The following is a 20,445-nucleotide window of genomic DNA, read 5'->3' as shown; positions in this document are numbered from 1 at the left end:
GCGCCACGTTAGCATATGCTACAAAAGCAAAAGAAGGCGTCCGGTAGTTACCGGGCGCCTTCTTTCGTAGGAAAAACGACTACTAAATCTCGTCGAAAAACGACTTCTCGGCTACCGGCGCGGCGGCTTGCTTCATGCCGGGGTGGGTCATAGGCTCGGGCTGCTGAATTTCGGGATAGTCGGGGCCGATGGGCTCAAACTCGGGGCGCGTGGCGGGCTCTACGTAGGGCGCGGGCGAGTTGGGCACCTGCTCGGGGCCGGGCTCGTCGATGTGCGGGGCGGGCGCGATGCCGGGGTTTTCGCTCGGCGCGCTGGGCCGCTCGATGTCGGGGCCGGGCGCCTGGTCGGGGTTGCGGGGGTCGGGCTGCTGGCCGGGCTTGGGGTTGTAGCCGGCGGGCTGCGCTAGGCGCTCGGCCCGGGCGGGCAGGCCAAATTCAGCGTTGGACGGCGCGGTGGGCGCATTGGGCGTGCTGGCTACCGAGGCGGCCGACGGGGCAAAAGCAGGAATGTTTGCGTTCATGGCGGGGGTGGGCTTGAGTTCGGGGGCCGCCGGTTCGGCGGGCCGCGTTACCTGTACGCTCGCCGCCCGCGAAAGGATGGCCGCGGGCCCATTTTTGGGGCGGGTGCGGGCGCGCTCCACCTTTTCCAGCGCATCGGAGGCCAGGTGGTGCAGGTCGCGCACCAGCGTATCAAGCTGCTGCTCGAGGCGTTGGCAGTCCTGGCCCAGGCCGGTGACTTCCTTCTGCATGTCGGCCACCGTTTTTTCGGCCGTTTGGTAGGCCTCGTCCACAATAGTGCGGGCGCGCTGGCGGGCTTCGCCTAGGGTGTGCTCGGCCTGCAGCTGGGCCTCGCGGCGGCGCAGGTCGGCATCACGCTGGGCCTGCTCCGTGATGGAGTTGCCAGTATCCTCGGCCGTTTTGAGGGTGCGGTAGAGCGAGCTTTCGACCTCGCGCATTTTTTGCACATCCTGCTGGGCGTGCTCGAGCTTGAGGCGCAGCTCGCGGTTTTCGTCACCTAGGCGCTCCCACTGCTGCGATACCATGTTGAGGAAGGCCTGCACCTCGTCCTTATCCACGCCCCGGAAGGCTTTTTCAAACGTTTTCTGCCGAATATCGAGGGCGGTAATTTTCATAAAGAAGTATTAATGAGTAATAAACAAGGAGCAGATATGAATTAGCGGAATAGTACCAGACAAGGCCACGGTAATGGAGCAAGCAGAAATTTAGCAACGAGCAAAATTACATTCTGCTCATTGTTCATTGCTCATTATTAATTGCCAAACAGCCAGGCTGCGGTCGTCGCTGCACGAAACTAGCCGCTGCTGGCTGCCCGGCCAAACCAGCTTATTGACGGAAGTGCCGTGGCCCGCCGCCCGGGCCCGGTCGAGCACCCGCAGCAGGGCCAGGCTGTCGGCATCCCAGAGCTTGATGCTTTTGTCGAGCGAGCAGGTGCCTAGGTAGCGGCCATCGGCGCTAAACGACAGGTTATTAATGGCGTACATATGGGCAATTACCTCGTCGGCCAGCGCGTAGTCGGCCGTGGCGTAGCGGCGCAAATGAGCATCGCGGCCCGCCGCCAGCAGGTAGCGCCCATCGGGCGAGTACGCCACTGTGAACACCGAATTAGTAGCTTCGCTGAGCGTAGTTTTCACGGCCAGCGAGTCGAGGTCGAGCACCCGCACGAGGTGGTCGGAGCTGCCCACGGCCAGCTCATGGCGCGCTTCGCTGAGGGCCAGGCTGCGCAGACTTTTATCACTCACGCGCAGCAGGTTTTCGAGCCGGAAGTCGCTGCCCCGCAGCACGGCCAGCGTACCATCGGCCAGGGCGCAGTACAGGCGCTGGCGCGACTCAGAGTACACCATCTCGAAGATGGCCACCGGCGGCAGCGCCGTGGCATGCACCAGTGCTTTATCCTGCAAGTCAATCACTTGTACGCCCTGAAAATTCTGCCCTAGGGCCAGCAGGCCGCGCGCGGGCAGCTCGCACAGCGCGTACACCGAGTTATCGACCCGCGCCAACAGCTCGCCGTCCTGGGCGGGGTCGGCCACGTTCCAGGCCACTACTAAGCCGTCGGCACCGCTCGAAAAAATGCGGTCCGAGCCCGGCCGGCCGGCCAGCGCGTACACGGCATCGCGGTGCCCGGCCAGGGTGGCGATATTGCGGGCGTTGGGGCGAGGGGCGGGAGGCGAAAGCGGCATTATGAGGCGAGGCAAGCGGGGCGGCGGGCGCGTAAAGGTCGGGCCTGGGCGGCAGTAGGCGGGTGGGCAGGTGCTACTTTCGCCGCTCGCCCACCGCTTATGCCGCTTCATTCCATCCGCCCGCTGCCCGGCGGGGCTCACCTAGGGCTCTGGCACCTCACCGAAACGCCCGCCGCGCTGTGGCCGCAGCTAGCCGATTCAGACGCTTACCGCCCCCTGCTGCCCGCCCGCGCCGATGGCCCGCGCCAGGCGCAGTGGCTGGCCGGCCGGGTGCTGGTGCAACGAATGCTGGCCGCCGTGGCTCCTGCTACCGTGCCCCTGCTCCTGCAAAACGACGCCACCGGCCGCCCCTTCCTGGGCGAACCCGACCTAGGGCCAGCCGTATCGCTGTCGCACTCGGGCGAGTGGGCGGCGGCGCTGCTAGCCCCGGCGGGCGCGGCCGTGGGCGTCGACGTAGAAGTGGTGCGCGACAAGGCACTGCGCATCGCCCGCAAGTTTTTGACGACTGACGAATTAGCTAAGGTTAAGCTTATTACTAGCGTCCAACCTGACCTGACGACCGAGCTGCACAGCCTGCTCTGGAGCGCCAAAGAAACGCTGTACAAGCTGGCGGGCCGGCGGGGCATTATCTTCCGCCAAAACCTGCTGCTCGACCTGCCCGCCGCCCCTACCCCGCCCGCCGCCTGGCCCAGGGCCGGCGAACTGCCGGCGCGGCTCGAATTGGCCGACCGCAGTTCCCGGCACCGGATTTGCTATTTCCAACCAGCCGTGGGCTATGTGCTCACGTATTGTTATTCCTTTTCTTCATTTACTTAGCGGCGTCTAGCTCCGTATTCCTATTCCGGCCTTATTTCTACCCACCCATGTCTATTCGTAAACTTCCCTTACTCCTGGCGGCGGCGTTGCTGGCGATTACCATCACGGTGGGCGTCGTGCGGGCGCAGAGCGGCACCGTCAGCGATTTTACGGTGCAGAAAAACGGCGGGGGCAGCACCTCGCTCAGCGCCTACGCGAGCCAGAAGGCCGTAGTCGTCATCTTCGTCAATCCCGCTTGCGCTTTCACGCGCCTTTATCAGGAGCGCCTGTCGGCCCTGAGCAGCACCTACGGCGGCCGCGGCGTGCAGTTTATGTTCGTCAACGTGCCCATCAACCTCGACGCCAGCGAGGGTGGCGGCGCCTCGCTGGCCACCTACTCCGACGACGCAGGCGCCGCCAGCGCGGCCCTCGGCGTCAGCAAAACCACGGAGGCCGTGGTGCTGCAGCCCGCCGGCGGGGGCTTCGCGGTGCGCTACCGCGGCGCCATCGACGATAACCCCCAGGTGGCCGGGGGCGTGCAGCAGCACTACTTGCAACAAGTGCTCGACAACGTGCTGGCTGGCCGCCCGGCCGGCGTAGTCGACAAGCGGGCCGCCGGCTGCTTGATTAAGCGGTAATCCCATCCTACGCCCTTTAAAAAAGGCTCGCTACCACACTGGTAGCGAGCCTTTTTTTTGTAAATGAGCAGCTTGGACTACAAAGCCCGAACTACTGCTTGCTCAATCCTCCTCGTCCTCATCCTCAGGCTTAGGTTTATCCTCAGTTAGGATGACCAAGAGCTGCGAAACTTCCTCAGCCTTACCCAGCTCCTGCAGCTTTTCGAAGCTCACTTGCAGGTTGCGCATGGCGCGGCGCACAATGTCGAGGTTGGAGCAAGGCTCGTAAAAGGCTTCTTGCGAGGTGATGCCGAGCTGCCCCACGTAGTGCTCGATATCGGCCCTAGACAGCACCACGCCCCGGTTGTAGCAGTTGATGTAGAACGGCGGGAACGTCGCATTCTCAGACTGATAGGTGAGCACAAACAAGTTGGGCAGGTTTACGCCGAACACGGGCAGGTCGAGGCGCTGGGCCACCAGCAGGTAGATAACGCAGAGCGAGAGCGGGTTGCCGCGCTTGGTTTCAATCACGCGCTGCAGCATGGAATTGGCCGGCGAGTGAAAGTGCTGGGTATTAGCTGAGAACCGGTGGTTGCGGAAGATGACGTGGTTGAGCATCTGCACTTGGTCGGCGGGGTGCATTTCGGCGCGCAGCAGCGTCCAGGCCTCGAAGCGCAGCTGCTCGATGGCGCGGTTCAGGGCCTGCAAATCGGCATCGGGGTACTGGTACGAGTTGAGCAGCCACATGCCCTCCAGCAGGTCTTGGGCGCCGGCATCGCGCCACACCCGCAGCCGCTGCTGCAAGCCTTCAAACTGCAGTTGGTGAATAAGGTCTTCGAGACGCTGCTGCTGCTGCGGGTCCAGGGTTTCCTCCCACGACTCCTCCAGGTACGGGATTATCGTCTCGCCCAGGTTCTGAATTTCGCTCTGAATCTGGGGGGCAATTTCCGGGTCATCAAGTAGCGAAATGAGGGCCTTTATTTCTTTCGTCGTCATGAATCGCAGATTTAGCGGATTTAACGGATTGCGCGGATACGCCTGCTCCGCAGGCTGACTATAACAATACAATAAATAAATTGCTTCGCAAGTAGTCCGCTAATTCAGCCCGCGTAAGGGGCGTAGCCGCGCAATTTATTCCTTATGTTGTTATTTATAGTCAGCCTGCTTTAGCAGGCGTATCCGCGCAATCCGTTAAATCCGCTAAATCTGCGATATTAGCGCGTTAGGTTGGTTTTGGCCATTTCGAGCAGCTCGCCGCCGCGCCCATCCATGAGGGCTTTGAGGGCGTAGAGGCCGAAGCCGGTGGCCTGGTGGCGGTCGATGGTGGGCGGCATGCTCAGCTCCTGGCGCTTCACCACGGCGTCGACTACCACGGGGCCGTCGTGGGCCAGGGCCTCGCGCAGCACGCTTTCGAGTTGGGCGGGGTCGCTCACGCGGAAACCCTTGATGCCCGCCGCCTCGGCCAGCTGGCCAAAGTCGGGGTTGTCGAGCGTGGTGCCGTATTCGAGGGTGCCGGCGGCTTTCATTTCCAGCTCCACAAAGCCGTAGGCGCTGTTATTGAAGATGATAACCTTTACCGGCACTTTTAGCTGACGCAGGGTCAGCAGCTCGCTCAGCAGCATGGCGAAGCCGCCGTCGCCGCACATGGCAATCACCTGCCGGCCGGGCGAGGCCAGCTGAATACCAATGGCTTGCGAAAGCGCATTGGCCATGCTGCCGTGGATGAAGGAGCCCATCAGCCGGCGGTGCCCGTTCATGTGCAGGTAGCGGGCGGCCCAGATGGTGGGCGTGCCCACATCGCAGGTATACACGGCGTCGTGGGCGCTCAGCTCGTCGAGCAGGCGCGCCACGTGCTGCGGGTGCAGGCTGGTATCGCCGGCGTCGCCGGTGGCCAGCTCGGCCAGGTGGGCCTCGTCGTCGCGGTGGCGCTGCTGCGCGGTTTTGAGGTGCGCCGCGTCGGTGCGGCTGCGCAGTTGCGGCAGCAGCAGCCCTAGGGTTTCGATAACGCTGCCGTGCAGCCCCACCTCCACCCGGGTGCGGCGGCCGATGTGGTCGGCCCGCTTATCGACCTGCACCACGCGGGCATTCTCGGGGAAAAACTGCCGGTACGGAAAGTCGGTGCCCAGCATCAGGATGGCATCGGCGTCCATGAGGGCGTGGTAGCCGGCGGGCATCCCGAGCAAGCCGGTTAGGCCCACGTCGTAGGGGTTATTGGGCTCGATGCACTCCTTACCACGCAACGCGTGCACCACGGGCGCCTGCAAAGCCTGAGCGGCTTGCAGTAGCTGGGCATGGGCGCTGTCGCAGCCCACGCCGGCCAGAATGGTTACTTTTTCGCACTCGTTGAGCAAGCGGGCGGCCTCGGCAATCTTAGTGCTGGCGGGCACCAGCGCGCTGGAGTGGCCTAGGGCCGGAATGCGGGGCGCGGGCGCGTCGGCTTTGAGGTGCAGCACGTCGCCGGGGATTACCAGCACCGACACGCCCCCTAGGCCCAGCGACGCCTGAATGGCGCTCTCGACCATGCGCACGGCCTGCTCGGGGGTGGCCACCACCTCGCAGTAGTGGCTGCACTCCTGAAACACCCGCTCGGGGTGGGTTTCCTGGAAGTAGCCCGTGCCGATTTCAACGCTCGGAATCTGGGCGGCTATTGCCAGCACCGGCATGTGGCTGCGGTGGCAGTCGTAGAGGCCATTGAGCAGGTGCGTGTTGCCGGGCCCGCACGAGCCGGCGCACACCGTTAGGCTGCCGGTCATGCGGGCTTCGGCGCCCGCCGCAAAGGCGCCCGCTTCTTCGTGCCGCACCTGGATAAACTCGATACCCTCGCGGGCCCGGATGGTGTCGGTCAGGCCGTTGAGCGAGTCGCCCACCAAGCCGTAGACCCGTTTCACGCCCGCCGCTTGCAGCGTGTCAATGATGATTTCGGCTACCGTCTTCTGGGACATATAATCAAGTAGTTAGTAAGCTAGTGGCCTTTGCTTACGGCTACCGGGAGCTACACGTTCACTTTTGGGGCAGGCTGCGCAGCGCGGCGCCCCCTAGGGTCACCTTGGCACTGTCCGCAACGTGGTATTTGAGCTGCGGAATGGCCAGGTTATTTAGTATTAATTCGCTTTGGTGGCCGAGCGTGAGGTCGGCGGCGGCAATGCGATTGTCCGCGTTCAACTGCAGCTGCGTGTGGCTGCCGAGGCTGGGGCCAGCGCCGGCCCCTAGGTAGCCCAGGTAGTTGCCGGCCAGCTCCACGCGGCTGCCCCGGTCCGCGCGCACCGCCAGGCTGTCCTGCCGAAAACCCTGTACCAGCACCTGCTCGGCGTTCCAGAAGTTTTTGCCAACTACCTGCTTGCCCGAGGCCTGATACACGGCGTCGGTAGTAAGGGCGGCCAGGTGCGGGCAGCTAATAAGTACCGTGGCGGCCGGCCCAAAAAAGCGGCGACTGTCTGGAAAAGCCGCCGTGACAACCAGCTGGCTGCCCTGCTGGCGCACCTGCACGTACTCGGCGGCCCGGGGGTTGAGGCGCACTTGAAAGGGACCGGACACAATTTTCACCCCGACCACGCCTGAGGCGGGCACAGCCACGGTGGTGAAGTTTTTGAACCCTAGGTCTACGTAGCCGCGCAGCGGGTCTTTGTAGGCCCCTAGGTAGTACTCAGTGCGCAGGGCCATGTTGTAGGCCGTGAGCGAGGCCAGCAGCACCAACACGGCGGCCAGCAAGAACTTGCTACTGTTTTTCATGGGTCGAAAGCGATGGGGTGGCGGCCTGCGCGGCCTTAAACTGCTCGTAGCGCTGGGCCAGCTCCTCGAAGCCCACGCCCAGCAGCGAAATGGTATTAAAGAAAGCGGGCAACTCCTGCTGCAAAAACCGCTCGCGGCGAAAGGCCTGCACCTTCTCGCCCGCATCGGGGGCCACGAACATGCCCAGGCCGCGCTTATTATAGACCACGCCCTGGCCCTGCAAAAACTCGTAGGTGCGCATCACGGTGTTGGGGTTGACTTGCAGCTCGGCCGCCAGGTCGCGCACTGAGGGTATTTTCTGGTCGGGCGGCCACTGCTGGCGCAGAATATGCTCGCCCACGTAGCCGGCAATTTGCAGGTAAATTGCCTCATTGTCATTGAATTCCATAACTATCTAGATTAAAGCTGCTTCTCGGTAAGCCGGGCGTAGGCGGCCGCCCACAGTAGCGGCAGCAGCACCAGCAGCGGCAGCGGCTGGCTTTGCGCCTCCGATAAGCTCACGGAGGGGCCATTGTTCAGGTTTACGGCCGTGAAGGGCAGCGACATTCTGAACTCCGGCCCAATCAGAGCCTTCATTACCTGGTAGTTGATGATACTAACGCCCGCCGCCACGGCAAACACCAAGAACCCCGTCTTGATAAACTGCTGCTGCTGAAACAGGATGCTGCCCCACAGCGCCACCCCGTGCAGCACCAGGTAGATAAGCACCACGGACCCCATGATGTCGGCCGTGAAGACGTTGGCCACCGCGTCTGCCTCACGGCTCAGGCTTATCACCAGCCAGTCGACCAAGTAGAAGTCGGCCACAAACACCGCGAAGAAGATGGGGAGCGAGAACAGCCAAGCCACCAGGTACTTTTCGAGCTGCGAGGCCGGCAGCATAAGCGCCAGCGCGGCGCGGCTACCCCGCCCAAACTCGGCCAGCGCGGTAGTAGTGAAGAAGGTGCCAGCCGCCAGCAAAAACAGGATGAACAGAATGGCTTGCTGCTGCTGACCCAAGCCCCCGCCTACGTAGGCCAGGAAGCCCATCACGGCCAGCATACCACCCAGCAGCACGCCCGCCCCTAGGGCATAGCTTTTGAAGTGCTCGGCGGTGTGCTTGCGCAGCAGGCGCCCGAAGCGCGTGAGATTAAAGGACTGGTTCATGTTGACGCTGGGTTAGGTAAGTAGCCACGGCCGACTGCGACCCGGTTAAGGCATTGAAAAGCAACTCTAAATCGACCCGGCTGTAGGCCCCGGCGTGGTTAGGCCGGATGACCTGCTGCCCGCGCACCGAGGCCTCGGCATACAGCGCCTCGGGGGCCGCCGTGCCCACCGGCGCCGTGCCAAAGCTGAGCTGCTCGGCCAGCTGGTCGATGGTTTCGTTCAGCACCACGCGGCGCTCGTGCAGCACCAGCACCGTATCGATGAGGCTGTCGAGGTCGCGCACTTGGTGCGTCGAAATGATGACGCAGCGCTCCTCGCCCAGCGTCCGCGCCACCAGCTTTCTAAACTGCGCCTTGCTCGGGATGTCGAGGCCGTTGGTGGGCTCGTCGAGCACCAGCAGGCTGGTATTGGTGGCCAGGGCAAAGGCAATGAGTACCTTCTTCTGCTGGCCGTAGCTGAGCGCCGTGAGCGGCGTCAGCGACGGCACGTCGAGCTCGCGCAGGTACTCGTGGAAGGCGCCCACCTCGAAGCGCGGGTAGAAGACGCCCGTGCTGGCCGCCAGCTGCGTGGCCGTAACCGGCGGCACCTGCACGTCTTCGGGCAGAAAAAACAGGTCTTGCAGCGTGTCGGGCCGGCGGCGGGCGGCGGCGTGCCCATCGAGCTCGCAGGTGCCCGATTGCGGGAAGGCCAGCCCCACAATGTTTTTGAGCAGCGTAGACTTGCCGGCGCCGTTCTTGCCCAGCAGGCCGTAGATGCGGCCGCGCTGCAAGTCCAGGTTCAGGTTTTCGAGTTGGAGCGCTCGGCGGGAGTAGCCAAAGTGCAGGTTGCGGATGCGGACCATGAGAAAGGCGCTTTAGTGTTCTACATTACTAGTACACTACAAACGTAGGCAAAGAATTCAACTTTGCTACTATTACCTCACTATTTATTTTTCGCTAACCTAGGGAAGTTTCGAAGCCGCCCTAGGTGGCAGCGCGGGCTTTCAGCCCGCATGGCTGCCGTCGCTGCTCGCGCACCAGAAAGTGCGCGCTACTTGTCTTAGCCGTGTGCGGACCTCGAAACCGCCCTAGGTTTCGTTTTACAGCAACGGGGCTAGCCCCGCCGCGCCCTAGGTACTCTAGGATAGGTTAGTCAGGCTGCGAAGGCAGCTTTTCTACGGACTGCCCGGTCGTGTTGCGGTGCAAAATCTTGAAGGTCAAGTTGACAACCACGTTATTTTTGGCGGCCGTGTTTTGCAGAATAAACTGCCCCTGGCTGGCGGTGTAGTTGTAGTTGGCTTGGTTCACGTAGCCAACCTGCAAAAACAGGTGCTTGTTGAACTGGTAGCCCACGCCGCCATACACGCGGTTGCGCTCAAAAACCGGCCCCCTCGGATTCAGAAAAATCTCGTCGTAAGCCACCAGAAACACGGTGCCGGGCTCAATCTTTTTGTTATTGAGCGGTAAGAATCCGTTGAGGCGGTAGCGGAAACGCTGCCGAAACTCGGTGCGGCCGTCGCGAAACGTAAACCAGCGCTGCTCGATGCGGTAGCGGTGCTCTAGCTTGAGGCGGTGCGAATACTGCGTGAGCACTATCTGCTCCCACAGCCGCTTTTCATTGTTGAGCGGGCCAGCGCCCAGGTCTTGGTAGTCGGAAGTGGAGTAGCGCCCGCCCGCCACGCCCACCGTAAAGTTGGGGTCGATGTCGAAGGTGCCGCCCGCCTTCAGCTCGCTGTAGAAGTAATCGTGAAACACGCCGTTGGTCCGCGCCTGCACCTCGGCAAAACCACCCCATTTGTTGGTAGCGCTGCCCGGCAACTGCACCGTGCCCACGAGCCAGCTCCCCCAGGGCTGCTCGGGATTGAGCACGGTTTGGGCCTGAGCCCGCCCGGTGGCCCCTAGGGCCAGCAGCAAGCCGGCGAACGTAGAAATGCGCATCTAGTAACGGCAGCGGCCTAGTTGCTCTCAGCTGCTTCACAAAGGTAGGGCGGTGAATTAGGTGAAGGATGCGCTACCACCGGCCACCAGTAGATAGGTGCTGCGCTGAGGCCAGCTGTGGGCGCTGCACCTAGGTCCTACAATTTGAACGCTACCTCCGGCTTGCCATCCTTCACGGCATTGAAGGCTTTTACCATCCCGTCGGCCGATATCTTGATGGCGGTGCCGTGCGGGGCCAGGGTTTCGGTGGCGGCCAGGCGGCCCCCGCCCGTGCTGCCGCCGCTGATTTTGATAATCGCGCCCACGGCCAGGATTTCGCCCTGGTAATTGAGAATCGTGGCCCCGTCGATGCCCACCAGCTCCTTGCGCATGGTCCGGCTGATGTCCTGAAACCGCCGGCCCTGCACCAGGCGGCTGATGGCGCGGCTTTTCACCGACGACGGCCGGGCCAGCAAATCATCGGCCTTGATGGTACTCTCCGCGCTCCGGCCGCCGTCCTTAATCAGACTTTTCTCGTGGGCGAGCGGCACGGCCGCCAGGCAGCCCCCAGTGCGGGCAAACGATACGTCCAGAATGGTTTCGTACATGGCGCGCTTCACTTCGGTCGAGCTACCGGCCATTATCCGCATCGTCGAATCGTGGTTGTAGTAGCTCCAGCCGCCGTTTCGTTTGGAGAAGAACAACTTCTTATTTTTAAAAATCAATACCTCGCCGTTATTCGTGAGCGAAAAGCATACCCTATCCTTATCGGCGTAATTAGCCACCGCCATAAACCGGGACGGGGCGTAGGAGTTGTTTTCCAGCTCGCCTCCCAGGAAGGAAACGTAATCCAGAATTGCCCCCTGCGTGGAAATCAGCACGCCACTTTCCACGCTATTCGAGAGCGGGGCAAAAAAGTCTTCCGTCAATACCTCCAAAATGGAAGGGTGTTGCTTATCAACCACTTGCTTGTTCTCAAAATCTACCACGATGGTAAACGTGGGCTTGCGCCCCTCATACGTGCGGGCCGACCAATTCTCAAACCCGTCCAGAATGCCCGCCAGCATAATGTATTCGGGCGCGCACAGAAATTTGCACAAGCCCAACTCAATGGCGTAGCTGATAACCCGCTCCTGGTAAAGGGCCAGGGTCTTATCAAAATTGCCCGCAATTTGGGCTACGATGGCTTCTACCAGCTTCGTATCATCGCTGCTAAAGGGCTGGTGGCGCGTTATCTCAATCTTATAGCCCGCTTTTTTGCTGGGGCTGATGTGCATGGCCTGGCCTTTGTTTTTCAGGGCCGCCAGCGCGTGCGTTTGGCCTTCCGCTTCCAGCAGCTGCGGCGTAATGACCGCACCAGCTAAAATGGGGCAGATATAGTTTTGGACGATAAGCCGAAATTCTTCGCCGTTCATAACACTTTATTTAATTCGCTAATAATTATAAATCAGGGTATTTGCCGTACAAATACACCTTGCTCAATAAGTAAAAAATACTACCCTAACGCGCGTCTAGCGCACTGATATTTACGCCTTCTGTGGTAAACTCGGCGGGGATAAGCCCAACGATGCATTTTCGGCCGGCCGGTCGCCGCGGTCAGCGCCTTTGCACCGAGCTGTTGTGCATCATACCTAGGATACCGTTGATGATGGCATCTTCGGCATAGCCCGGCTTAAGCCGAGAAGACAATACCTCGAAGGTATAGGTACCGAACGCCGCATCGTGCGGAATGTAGCCCGATTTGGCATTCCCGTTGGTTAGCGTTAGCATCATCGTATTGGCGTAGGGCGACAGTTTCTTGAGCCGGCTAAAAATTGGGCTGAACACCTCACCATTTACCGAAGTAAGCGCCACATTGCCGATAACCAGCAGTCCCAGCTTTATTGCGACGGAATCGCCGTCGGCGTAGGTACCGGCGTAGCCCGCGCGGCCTTCGTCCAGCCGTTTGCGACCGGGGCAGACTACCGTTTTTTGCTCGGCATAAATGTCCGCCTGCTGTTCCATTCTGGTGGTAGTGCGCATCGTGTGCAGCACCTCCTCGCCCAGTAGCTGCCCCATTGAAGTCAGCAGCGTTTTTTGCTGTTGCAGCAGCTTCGCCGTCTGGGGGTCGCTGCGCACTAGGCCTTCGCCACCGGGCGGCATATTATTGCTGATGTCAACGCCTTTCTGAGCGTAGTCCCGAATTCTGATGGCTCGCAAGTCATACGTTTGCTGGTAATAAACAGGGTTCTGGTCGCCACAGGCGCCGGTCGACCAGGCGGCCACTAGCTTATTGTCAAAAGCATCCTCCAAGTATTTGGAAGTGGCGCCGGGCACGTCGCTGCTCACCATGTCAAACATACCCGAAATCACGGCGTGCATGGCGTAGTTGTAGTAAACGGCAATCGGCTGGCCCGCTAGGCTTTCAAACGTGAGTACGGCCACCGTTTTATCGGAATACCCTTCGTAGTTCGGTCCTTCCGCCCACCGTCTGGTTTGCGGGTCAATCCGATTCCGGTTCACGTTCAGGTACGACACCCCCGTGCCGTAGCCCATGCGGGCCGGCTGCAGTTTTTGCTGAGCCAGCTTAACGGAATTAGCGATTTTCGATTCAAACGCCTCACTGGTGTATCCAAACGGGACGCTGTGGGTGTGCGTGGCCGTGAGCATAATATTCTTGGCGGGAATACTCGTCAGCTTACCGATTTTTTGAATAATTCGTCCGGCAACTTCCTGCGAAAGACCCACAAAATCAACCGTTACCAGCGCCACCGTCTGGTTATTGCTGCTGATAACGATAGCGCGGGAGTAGAGGCTATCGTAGATACCTAGGAAGCTCTTGGGCAACTCGCTCGCCGCCGGAGTGATATTCATTTTGGCCGCGCCAACGGCCAGTGCTTTGGTGGGCTTCGGCGCCGCTACTGCCAGAATAGCGCCAGGGCGCGCTGCTAAGAAAACCAGCAGCAGAGCAGCGAATAAGTGTCGCATGATGAGTTATTGAAAGTTAGGTGATAGCGCCGTTTTTGCATTAGCGGCAGCGGCAGTTCGTTCGTGCCCTCGCTCAACTGCCGCTGCCGCCCACGTCACACCTGAATAACACCCACGTTATACGCCCGCTCAATCGGCGCGTGATTGGCCGCGCTGATTCCTTCCGAAATAACCTTACGCGTTTCGAGCGGGTCAATCACGGCATCGACCCACAGGCGCGCCGCGGCATAATAAGGTGATAACTGCTCCTCGTAGCGGGCTTTGATGCGGTCGAGCAATTCTTTTTCGGCTTCGGGCGTGATGACTTCGCCCTTGGCTTTGAGGCTGGCCACCTGAATTTGCAGCAGCGTATTGGCCGCCGCGGCGCCGCTCATCACGGCGAGCTGGGCGCTGGGCCAAGCCACGATGAGGCGCGGGTCGTAGGCCTTACCGCACATGGCGTAGTTGCCGGCGCCGTAGCTGTTGCCGATGATAACCGTGAACTTAGGTACTACGCTGTTGGCCATAGCATTCACCATCTTCGCGCCGTCCTTGATGATGCCGCCCTGCTCGCTGGCCGAGCCCACCATGAATCCCGACACGTCATGCAAAAACACCAGCGGAATACGCTTCTGGTTGCAATTCATGATGAAGCGGGCAGCCTTATCGGCCGAGTCGGAGTAGATGACGCCGCCCATCTGCATACCAGTTTTCTTGCTCTTCACGATTTTGCGTTGGTTGGCCACGATGCCCACGGCCCAGCCATCAATGCGCGCCAGCCCGCAGATGAGCGTTTGGCCATACAGGTCCTTGTAGGGCTCAAACTCCGAGTTATCGACCAGCCGGTTGATGATTTCCATCATATCGTAGGGCTTGGCGCGGTCGGCGGGCAGTTGGCCGTACAGCTCTTTCTCATCCAACCTAGGCGCGGCGGACGCCGCGCGGCTGAAACCAGCCGAGGGCTGCGCGCCCAGCTTGTCGAAGATGTTACGGATGTGGTCGAGCGCCTCCTCATCGGTATCAAACTTATAGTCCGTCACGCCCGATACCTCGGAGTGCATGGCGGCGCCCCCTAGGGCCTCGTTGTCAATGGTTTCGCCGATGGCTGACTTTACCAGGTACGAGCCGGCCAGGAACACCGAGCCGGTGCCGCTCACTATCATGGCCTCGTCGCTCATGATGGGCAGGTAGGCGCCGCCCGCCACGCAGGGGCCCATAATGGCCGAAATCTGGACGATGCCCATTGAGGACATCACCGCGTTGTTGCGGAAAATGCGGCCGAAGTGCTCCTTATCCGGAAAAATCTCGTCCTGCATGGGCAGGTACACGCCCGCCGAATCGACCAAGTAGATGATGGGCAGCTTGTTTTCGATGCTGATTTCCTGGGCCCGCAGGTTCTTTTTGGCCGTTATGGGAAACCACGCACCGGCTTTCACGGTGGCGTCGTTGGCCACTACCACGCACTGGCGGCCCTGCACGTAACCTAGGACCACGACCACGCCGCCGCCGGGGCAGCCGCCCTCCTCCTGGTACATGCCTTCGCCGGCGAAAGCGCCAATTTCGACCTGGGCCGCGCCCTGGTCGAGCAGGTAGTTGATGCGCTCACGGGCGGTGAGCTTGCCCTTGGCTTTGTGGGCGGCAATGCGCTTCTCGCCGCCCCCCAAGGCTACTTTATCCTGTCTTTTGCGCAGCTGATAAGTGAGCTGCTGCAGGTGGTCTTCGTTACGGTTGAACTCGACGTTCATTTGAGTGGGTGGGATGTGGCGCGGACTCTGCGAGTCCGCGAGTGGAGTAGGATGGCTGTCTGTATTCGCGGATTTGAAGCTTCCGCCCTACAAAAAAACCCGCCCTTGCGGGGCGGGTTCCAAAGTTAGAGTCAAGGCGACAGTGCCGACTAGTTGGTGAGCGCGCTCGTTGTGTTCACCTTTTTTACTTCGGTTTTTTTCGTACCGTCGGGCTGCGTAGTAGTTTCTTTTTTCACTTTGCTTTTGCCGCCCCCAAACACCGAGAAGTGCACGTAATCTTTCGGGTTTGCCTTCATATCGGCTAGCAAGGCGTCGGCACTAGCTGCGGTGGAGTTCAGGTTGTTGTAAAGCAGCGAGTCGTTGATAAGCTTGCCGAGCGAGCCTTTTTTGTCATTCAAGGCGGTGCTCACACCTTTCAGCGAGGTCTGGGCTTCGGCCATCGTAGCGTTGAGGTTGCGCATGGTCGGGCCAATGGGGGCTGCTTTCAGCGAGTCCGACAGTTGCGAAAAATTATTGGCGATGCGGTCGAGCTTGGCCGTGCTCTTGTTGAGCGCGGCGCTCATCTGGGCCAGGTTACGGGTAATCTGGTTGATGTTGGCCTGGTTAGACTCAATCAGGCTCTGTAGGGCCTGCGTACTCTGGCGAGCGCCCACCAGCGTACCCTGAATATTGGTTTGCGCGTCCTTGTTAAGGAAGCCGTTGATGTGCGAGAGCGTCGAATTCACAGTGTCGAGCAGCACCGTAGCGCGCGCCTGCACCATGTCCGTAATGCTCACGGCCGTAGTGGTTTTCAGGGTTTCGCCACCGCTAAATTCCTTGCTATTTTTACCCAGCAGCAGCGTGATGGTTTTGGAGCCCAGCAGCGAGCCGCTCAGGCCAGCCTGGGTAGAGTCGCCTAGGGTAATTCCCTTCTCAAGCTCCAGTGATGCCTTAATTGAATTACCCTGGTTGGGCTGAAGCTCTAGGTTTTTCACCTGCCCTACCTTAATACCGTTCAGAATAACCGGGGCGCCCACGTTTAGACCATCTACCTTGGGGTAAATAGCATAGTACGTGCGGTCGCTCGACAGCAAATTGCTACCGCGCAGAAAGTTAAATCCTATCGCCAACGCCACTAACGCCACTACAGCCAGCAGGCCTACTTTTATTTCTTTAGACACAGTATTGCAGATTAAAGCTGATTCACGAGTATTTGAAGAGGCGCGGCTCGTTGCGCAGCATAGGTACGGGGCCGCCTAGGGCTCCCTAACGTAAACGCCGCTCGGATGTTTACCTCCCCCGTAAGCAAGCGACTAGCTTACTCGGCCGGACCTCCTTCGAGGTCGTGCTTATATTCGCGAAAAGCGTGGTAGATGCCCCCCGCAATAGCTTGCTGCCCAGCCTTATCGTCGAGGTAATTTTCTTCGGTTGGGTTGGTCAAAAAGCCCGACTCAACGAGCACCGAGGGCATCGTGGACTTCCAAAGCACGATGAAGCCCGCCTGCTTGACCCCGCGCGAACTGCGCCCTACGCTGGTGCGAAACTGCCGGTCGATGCGCTGGGCCAAACGCAGCGAGTTGGTGATGTAGGCGCTCTGAAACAGCGAAAATAGGATGTTGCCCTGTGGCGAATTGGGGTTAAAACCGTCGTAACGACGCTGATAGTCTTTCTCTTGCAAGATTACCGCGTTTTCGCGCTTGGCTACGCCTAGGTTGGCTTCCGTCTTGTGTGGGCCCATGCACCACACCTCGGTGCCGTGCGAGGCGTGGGGCCCGGCGTTGCAGTGCACCGAGATAAAAAGGTCAGCGTGGTTGCGATTGGCGATGGCGGCGCGCTCATCCAGCTCCACAAACACGTTGGTGCGCCGGGTATAAATAACCCGCACGCCGGGGTAGCCTTCCTTAATGCGGCGCCCTAGGTCCAAAATAATGGCCAAGGCCACATCGGCCTCGTGCACCGCCTTGCCCGAGCAGCCGATATCCTTGCCACCGTGGCCGGCGTCGAGCACCACCGTGCGCAAGCGGTAGCGGGTGGCATCGTCGGGGTTGCTCGCTTCTAGCTGTTGGCTGTCAGTCCGTTGCTCTTGCAAGGGCTTGCTCACGGTCTGCTGGCGGCTGGTGGGCAGAGACTTTTTTTCGGGCCCCGAAAAAAAGCTAGTAGCCAACAGCCAAAAGCTAACAGCTAAAGAAGCAATAATCCGCACGTCGTTCGTTGGGGGAAAAATGGCGGCACCGGGGAATGCCGCCGCAGCAGGTTGGCTGCCTGCTATCTTTGATTGTCTGGAACCCCAAAAGTAATTCGCCCGGCGCTACGTTTCACTTGCTGTCTTCTGTCTTTCCTTCGGCCACTGGTTTGCGCACCCGCTCGTGGGCCGGCGGGGTGCCGGCCTGGCTGTGCTTTTTGCTACTGCTGGTAAGTGGCCCGGCGGCCCTTGCCCAAACCACCGCGGACTCTACGTCGGCCCCGGCCACGCAGGGCAAGCGGCGGGCGGGCTCGGCGCCCACCCAACCCGTGCGCAACATCTCGGCCGACCCCAACGAGCCCCAGAGCCCGCCCCCGCCCGGCCAAACCAACACCGGCCGCCCGCAGGTGCCCTCGGTGTCGCGCAAGCCGGCCCCCAGCCTCACCGGCACGGCCGACGACAGCAGCGGCCTGGCCGTGCGCGACACCAGCCGCGCCGGCCGCCAGCAAGATTCTATTCGCCTGGCCGACCTCAAGCGCCGCAGCCCCATTGAGACGACCGTGAAGTACGCGGCCACCGACTCGATTCAGTTTGACGTGACCAGCAAAGTGGCCCGCCTCTACAGCAAGGCCAACGTGGACTACGGGGCCATCAACATGAAGGCTGACCTCATTACGGTGGACTACGGCCACAGCACAGTACTGGCCAACGGCCGCCGCGACTCGCTCAAGAACAAGACCATCGGCAAGCCCGTGTTTAAGGATGGCAACGGCAACTACACGGCCGACGAGATTGCCTACAACTTCAAGAGCAAGCGCGGCATCATCGCGGGCGCCATCACGCAGCAGGGCGAGGGCTACGTGCACTCGGAAGTGGCCAAGCGCCAGCCCGACAACACGATACACAACCTAGGTACCACCTACACCACCTGCAACCTGGCGCACCCGCACTTTTACATAAGGGCGGCCAAGGCCAAGGTGATACCGGGCAAGGCCATCATTACGGGGCCGTTTCACATGGTTATCGGCGATGTGCCGCTGCCGCTGGGGCTGCCCTTCGGCTACTTCCCCATGCAGCACGGCGGGCGGGGCTCGGGCATCATTATCCCCACCTTCGGGCAGGCCCAGGACCGCGGCTACTACCTCTCGAACGGCGGCTACTACTGGGCGCCCAACGACTACCTAGGGCTGCGCGTGACGGGCGACCTCTACGCCGGCAACGCCGAGCGCTTTGGGGGCTTCGGCGTGAACACCGAGCTAACCTACAACAAGCGCTACCGCTACCGGGGCAGCGCCCGCATTTCGTACACCAACCGGCCCATCAACTCTATCCTGGGCACCGGCACGGCCACCAACAGCGAGTACGTGGCCCCGCTTTCCCAGAACAGCTTCTGGATAACCTGGAGCCACTCGCCCACGCCCACGCCGGGCGGCGGGGTGTTTTCGGCCAGCGTGCAGGCGGGCAGCTCGTTCTACAACCGCGTCAATACCCTCGACCCGCGGCGCTACCTCACCCCGGCCTTCAACTCCACGGTCAGCTACTCCAAGCAGCTGCGCCACCTGCCCATCAACTACGCCATTCAGGCCAGCCAGAGCCAGAATACGCAAACCAGCGTCATGGCCTTTACCCTGCCCAACCTGAGCGTGGGCGTGGCGCGCCAGTACCCCTACCAGTGGCTGGGCATCACGCCCCGCGGGGCGTGGTACGAGCAGTTTGCGGTGAGCTACAACCTAGTAGCCCAAAACCAGCTCACCAATGTGGTGGCCGCCCGCTCGCTCAGTTCGGGGCTACCGCTGCTGGGGGGCAGCACCACGGCCTACAATATTCCGCTCAGCTTTTCGAACATAGGGCCGCTGCTGCGCAATGCCCAGAGCGCGGCCCAGCACCAGTTTCAGATTACGCTGCCCTCGGCCACGCTCATCCGCCACATTCAGGTGCAGCCTTCCGTTAGCTACGGCGAAACCTGGTATCCGCAGTCGCTGGATTATAAGTACATACCCCAGGCCCAGGCGCTGCGCATCGACACCACGCGGGAATTTAGCCGGGCGTACTCGTACTCGGCCAACCTCTCGGCTACCACCACTTTTTACGGGCAGCTGAATTTTAAGAGCAAGACTATCAAGGCTATTCGCCACAAAGTCACGCCCAGCCTAACCTACGCTTTCTCACCCGACTTGTCGAAGTCGGCGGCCTATCGGGGCATCTCGCAGACTGACCTCGATGCGCTGAACGGCGACCTTCGGCAGGCCTACAACGGCGGCCGCTTGCTCGAACCCACCGCTTTCACGCGCTATCAGGGCTTTTTGCTAGGGCAAACGGCCAGCGCGAAAGTTAGCGCCCTCAACTTCTCGGTCCAGAACTCGATTGAGATGAAGGTGCGCAACAAGCAGGACACCACTGGCACCGAAGAATTTAAGAAAGTGAGCCTGGCCGATGGTATCGACCTAGCCGTGGGCTACAACTTCGCGGCCGACTCGCTGACGCCCAAGCTCTCGCCCCTGACGCTGAACTACCGGGTGCAGGTGGCCAAGAAGCTGAACGTGGTCATTAGCAGCTCCTTTTCTTTCTACCAGCGCGACTCGACCGGGCGCAACATCAACGAATACCTCTTCAACCAGCGCAATTTCAAGCTGGCGCGCCTCACGGCGGCCAACATCAGCCTAGGGTACCAGTTCAACCCCGCCGCGCGGCCCAAGAGCCGGGCTAACATTCCGCGGGCCGTGGCGCCCTCCAACGACCCGGTGCTGGGTTCGCCGCTGCCGGTGGCCATCTACGCCGACTACATCGACTTTGACATTCCGTGGGAGGCCAGCGTGCAGTACACCGCCAGCTACAGCACCAACTCCGCGCCCTTCCGCAATGCGCAGTACGCCGCCCTGCTGCCGCTGCTGGCCAACAACTCCATCACAGCCACGGGCTCGGTTAAGCTCACCGAAAACCTGCGCCTGAGCTCAACGCTCAACTACGACCTGCGCACCAATACCTTCGTGTACCCGGTCATCAACTTCACCCGCGACCTGCACTGCTGGCAAATTACGGGCATGTGGATGCCCGTGGGCCAAACCCGCGGCTACAGCTTCACCATCGCGGCCAAAAGCAGCCTGCTCCAGGACCTGAAGCTCAACCGCAACCGCACGATTCTAAACCGGTAGGTTTTAGTGGATAGTTATTAGTGAGTAGTGATTAATAACTATCCACTACTCACTAATAACTA

The 20,445-nt window shown here is 60.8% G+C and carries 17 protein-coding genes; 3 read left to right on the top strand and 14 right to left on the bottom strand.

The features are described 5' to 3' along the window. Positions 1 to 82 precede the first annotated feature (82 nt). Together ACFSDX_RS08260 and ACFSDX_RS08255 are read right to left on the bottom strand one after the other, a co-directional pair. Positions 83 to 1,132, bottom strand: coding sequence for a DivIVA domain-containing protein (locus ACFSDX_RS08260; RefSeq protein ID WP_382312835.1), 1,050 nt, complete (start codon positions 1,130 to 1,132; stop codon positions 83 to 85). A gap of 117 nt (positions 1,133 to 1,249) precedes the next feature. After that, the gene (locus tag ACFSDX_RS08255; RefSeq protein WP_382312834.1) at positions 1,250 to 2,197 is read right to left on the bottom strand and encodes a WD40 repeat domain-containing protein; all 948 of its coding nucleotides are present in this window, start codon (positions 2,195 to 2,197) and stop codon (positions 1,250 to 1,252) included. Between the two features lie 99 nt (positions 2,198 to 2,296). Here ACFSDX_RS08255 and ACFSDX_RS08250 point away from each other — a divergent pair, with 99 nt between their 5' ends. Both ACFSDX_RS08250 and ACFSDX_RS08245 read left to right on the top strand, forming a co-directional pair. Further along, the gene (locus ACFSDX_RS08250) at positions 2,297 to 3,013 is read left to right on the top strand and encodes a 4'-phosphopantetheinyl transferase family protein (RefSeq protein WP_382312833.1); all 717 of its coding nucleotides are present in this window, start codon (positions 2,297 to 2,299) and stop codon (positions 3,011 to 3,013) included. A 47-nt stretch (positions 3,014 to 3,060) separates the two neighbouring features. Beyond that, positions 3,061 to 3,630: a thioredoxin domain-containing protein gene (locus ACFSDX_RS08245; protein ID WP_382312832.1), complete on the top strand. Its 570-nt coding sequence runs from the start codon at positions 3,061 to 3,063 to the stop codon at positions 3,628 to 3,630. Between the two features lie 102 nt (positions 3,631 to 3,732). Here ACFSDX_RS08245 and ACFSDX_RS08240 read toward each other — a convergent pair whose 3' ends face one another. The 12 genes from ACFSDX_RS08240 to ACFSDX_RS08185 all read right to left on the bottom strand — a co-directional run bounded on the left by ACFSDX_RS08240 (position 3,733) and on the right by ACFSDX_RS08185 (position 17,213). After that, entirely contained in the window at positions 3,733 to 4,605 is an 873-nt protein-coding gene (locus ACFSDX_RS08240; protein ID WP_382312831.1) for a transglutaminase-like domain-containing protein, read from the bottom strand. 218 nt (positions 4,606 to 4,823) lie between these two features. Next, positions 4,824 to 6,551 (bottom strand): ubiquinone-dependent pyruvate dehydrogenase, encoded by a 1,728-nt coding sequence (gene poxB / locus ACFSDX_RS08235; RefSeq protein ID WP_382312830.1) that lies wholly within the window; start codon positions 6,549 to 6,551, stop codon positions 4,824 to 4,826. Between the two features lie 58 nt (positions 6,552 to 6,609). Then, positions 6,610 to 7,338 (bottom strand): hypothetical protein, encoded by a 729-nt coding sequence (locus ACFSDX_RS08230; RefSeq protein ID WP_382312829.1) that lies wholly within the window; start codon positions 7,336 to 7,338, stop codon positions 6,610 to 6,612. Next, the gene (locus tag ACFSDX_RS08225) at positions 7,325 to 7,726 is read right to left on the bottom strand and encodes a GntR family transcriptional regulator (protein ID WP_382312828.1); all 402 of its coding nucleotides are present in this window, start codon (positions 7,724 to 7,726) and stop codon (positions 7,325 to 7,327) included. Before ACFSDX_RS08225 ends, ACFSDX_RS08230 begins: the two co-directional genes overlap by 14 nt. Positions 7,727 to 7,737: 11 nt before the next feature. Continuing rightward, a complete protein-coding gene (locus ACFSDX_RS08220; protein WP_382312827.1) occupies positions 7,738 to 8,484 on the bottom strand; it encodes a hypothetical protein in 747 nt (248 codons plus the stop codon). After that, complete coding sequence (locus ACFSDX_RS08215; RefSeq protein ID WP_382312826.1) at positions 8,468 to 9,325, bottom strand: ABC transporter ATP-binding protein; 858 nt, start codon at positions 9,323 to 9,325, stop codon at positions 8,468 to 8,470. Before ACFSDX_RS08215 ends, ACFSDX_RS08220 begins: the two co-directional genes overlap by 17 nt. A 286-nt stretch (positions 9,326 to 9,611) precedes the next feature. Continuing rightward, positions 9,612 to 10,400 (bottom strand): DUF2490 domain-containing protein, encoded by a 789-nt coding sequence (locus tag ACFSDX_RS08210; protein WP_382312825.1) that lies wholly within the window; start codon positions 10,398 to 10,400, stop codon positions 9,612 to 9,614. A gap of 137 nt (positions 10,401 to 10,537) precedes the next feature. Continuing rightward, complete coding sequence (locus ACFSDX_RS08205) at positions 10,538 to 11,794, bottom strand: hypothetical protein (RefSeq protein WP_382312824.1); 1,257 nt, start codon at positions 11,792 to 11,794, stop codon at positions 10,538 to 10,540. A 181-nt stretch (positions 11,795 to 11,975) separates the two neighbouring features. Further along, positions 11,976 to 13,346, bottom strand: a complete 1,371-nt coding sequence (locus tag ACFSDX_RS08200) for a neutral/alkaline non-lysosomal ceramidase N-terminal domain-containing protein (protein WP_382312822.1) — start codon at positions 13,344 to 13,346, stop codon at positions 11,976 to 11,978. Between the two features lie 95 nt (positions 13,347 to 13,441). Further along, entirely contained in the window at positions 13,442 to 15,070 is a 1,629-nt protein-coding gene (locus ACFSDX_RS08195; RefSeq protein WP_382312821.1) for an acyl-CoA carboxylase subunit beta, read from the bottom strand. 149 nt (positions 15,071 to 15,219) lie between these two features. After that, a complete protein-coding gene (locus ACFSDX_RS08190) occupies positions 15,220 to 16,230 on the bottom strand; it encodes an MlaD family protein (protein WP_382312820.1) in 1,011 nt (336 codons plus the stop codon). A 137-nt stretch (positions 16,231 to 16,367) separates the two neighbouring features. Next, complete coding sequence (locus tag ACFSDX_RS08185; RefSeq protein WP_382312819.1) at positions 16,368 to 17,213, bottom strand: N-acetylmuramoyl-L-alanine amidase family protein; 846 nt, start codon at positions 17,211 to 17,213, stop codon at positions 16,368 to 16,370. Positions 17,214 to 17,320: 107 nt separating this feature from the next. On the opposite strand from ACFSDX_RS08185, the gene ACFSDX_RS08180 reads away from it, so the two are divergent. Continuing rightward, positions 17,321 to 20,383 (top strand): putative LPS assembly protein LptD, encoded by a 3,063-nt coding sequence (locus ACFSDX_RS08180; RefSeq protein ID WP_382312818.1) that lies wholly within the window; start codon positions 17,321 to 17,323, stop codon positions 20,381 to 20,383. The last annotated feature ends 62 nt before the right edge of the window (positions 20,384 to 20,445 follow it).

This window comes from Hymenobacter bucti, from assembly GCF_042681145.1.
In the GTDB taxonomy this organism is placed as follows: domain Bacteria; phylum Bacteroidota; class Bacteroidia; order Cytophagales; family Hymenobacteraceae; genus Hymenobacter; species Hymenobacter bucti.
This window is presented reverse-complemented; position numbering and strand designations above follow the sequence as displayed.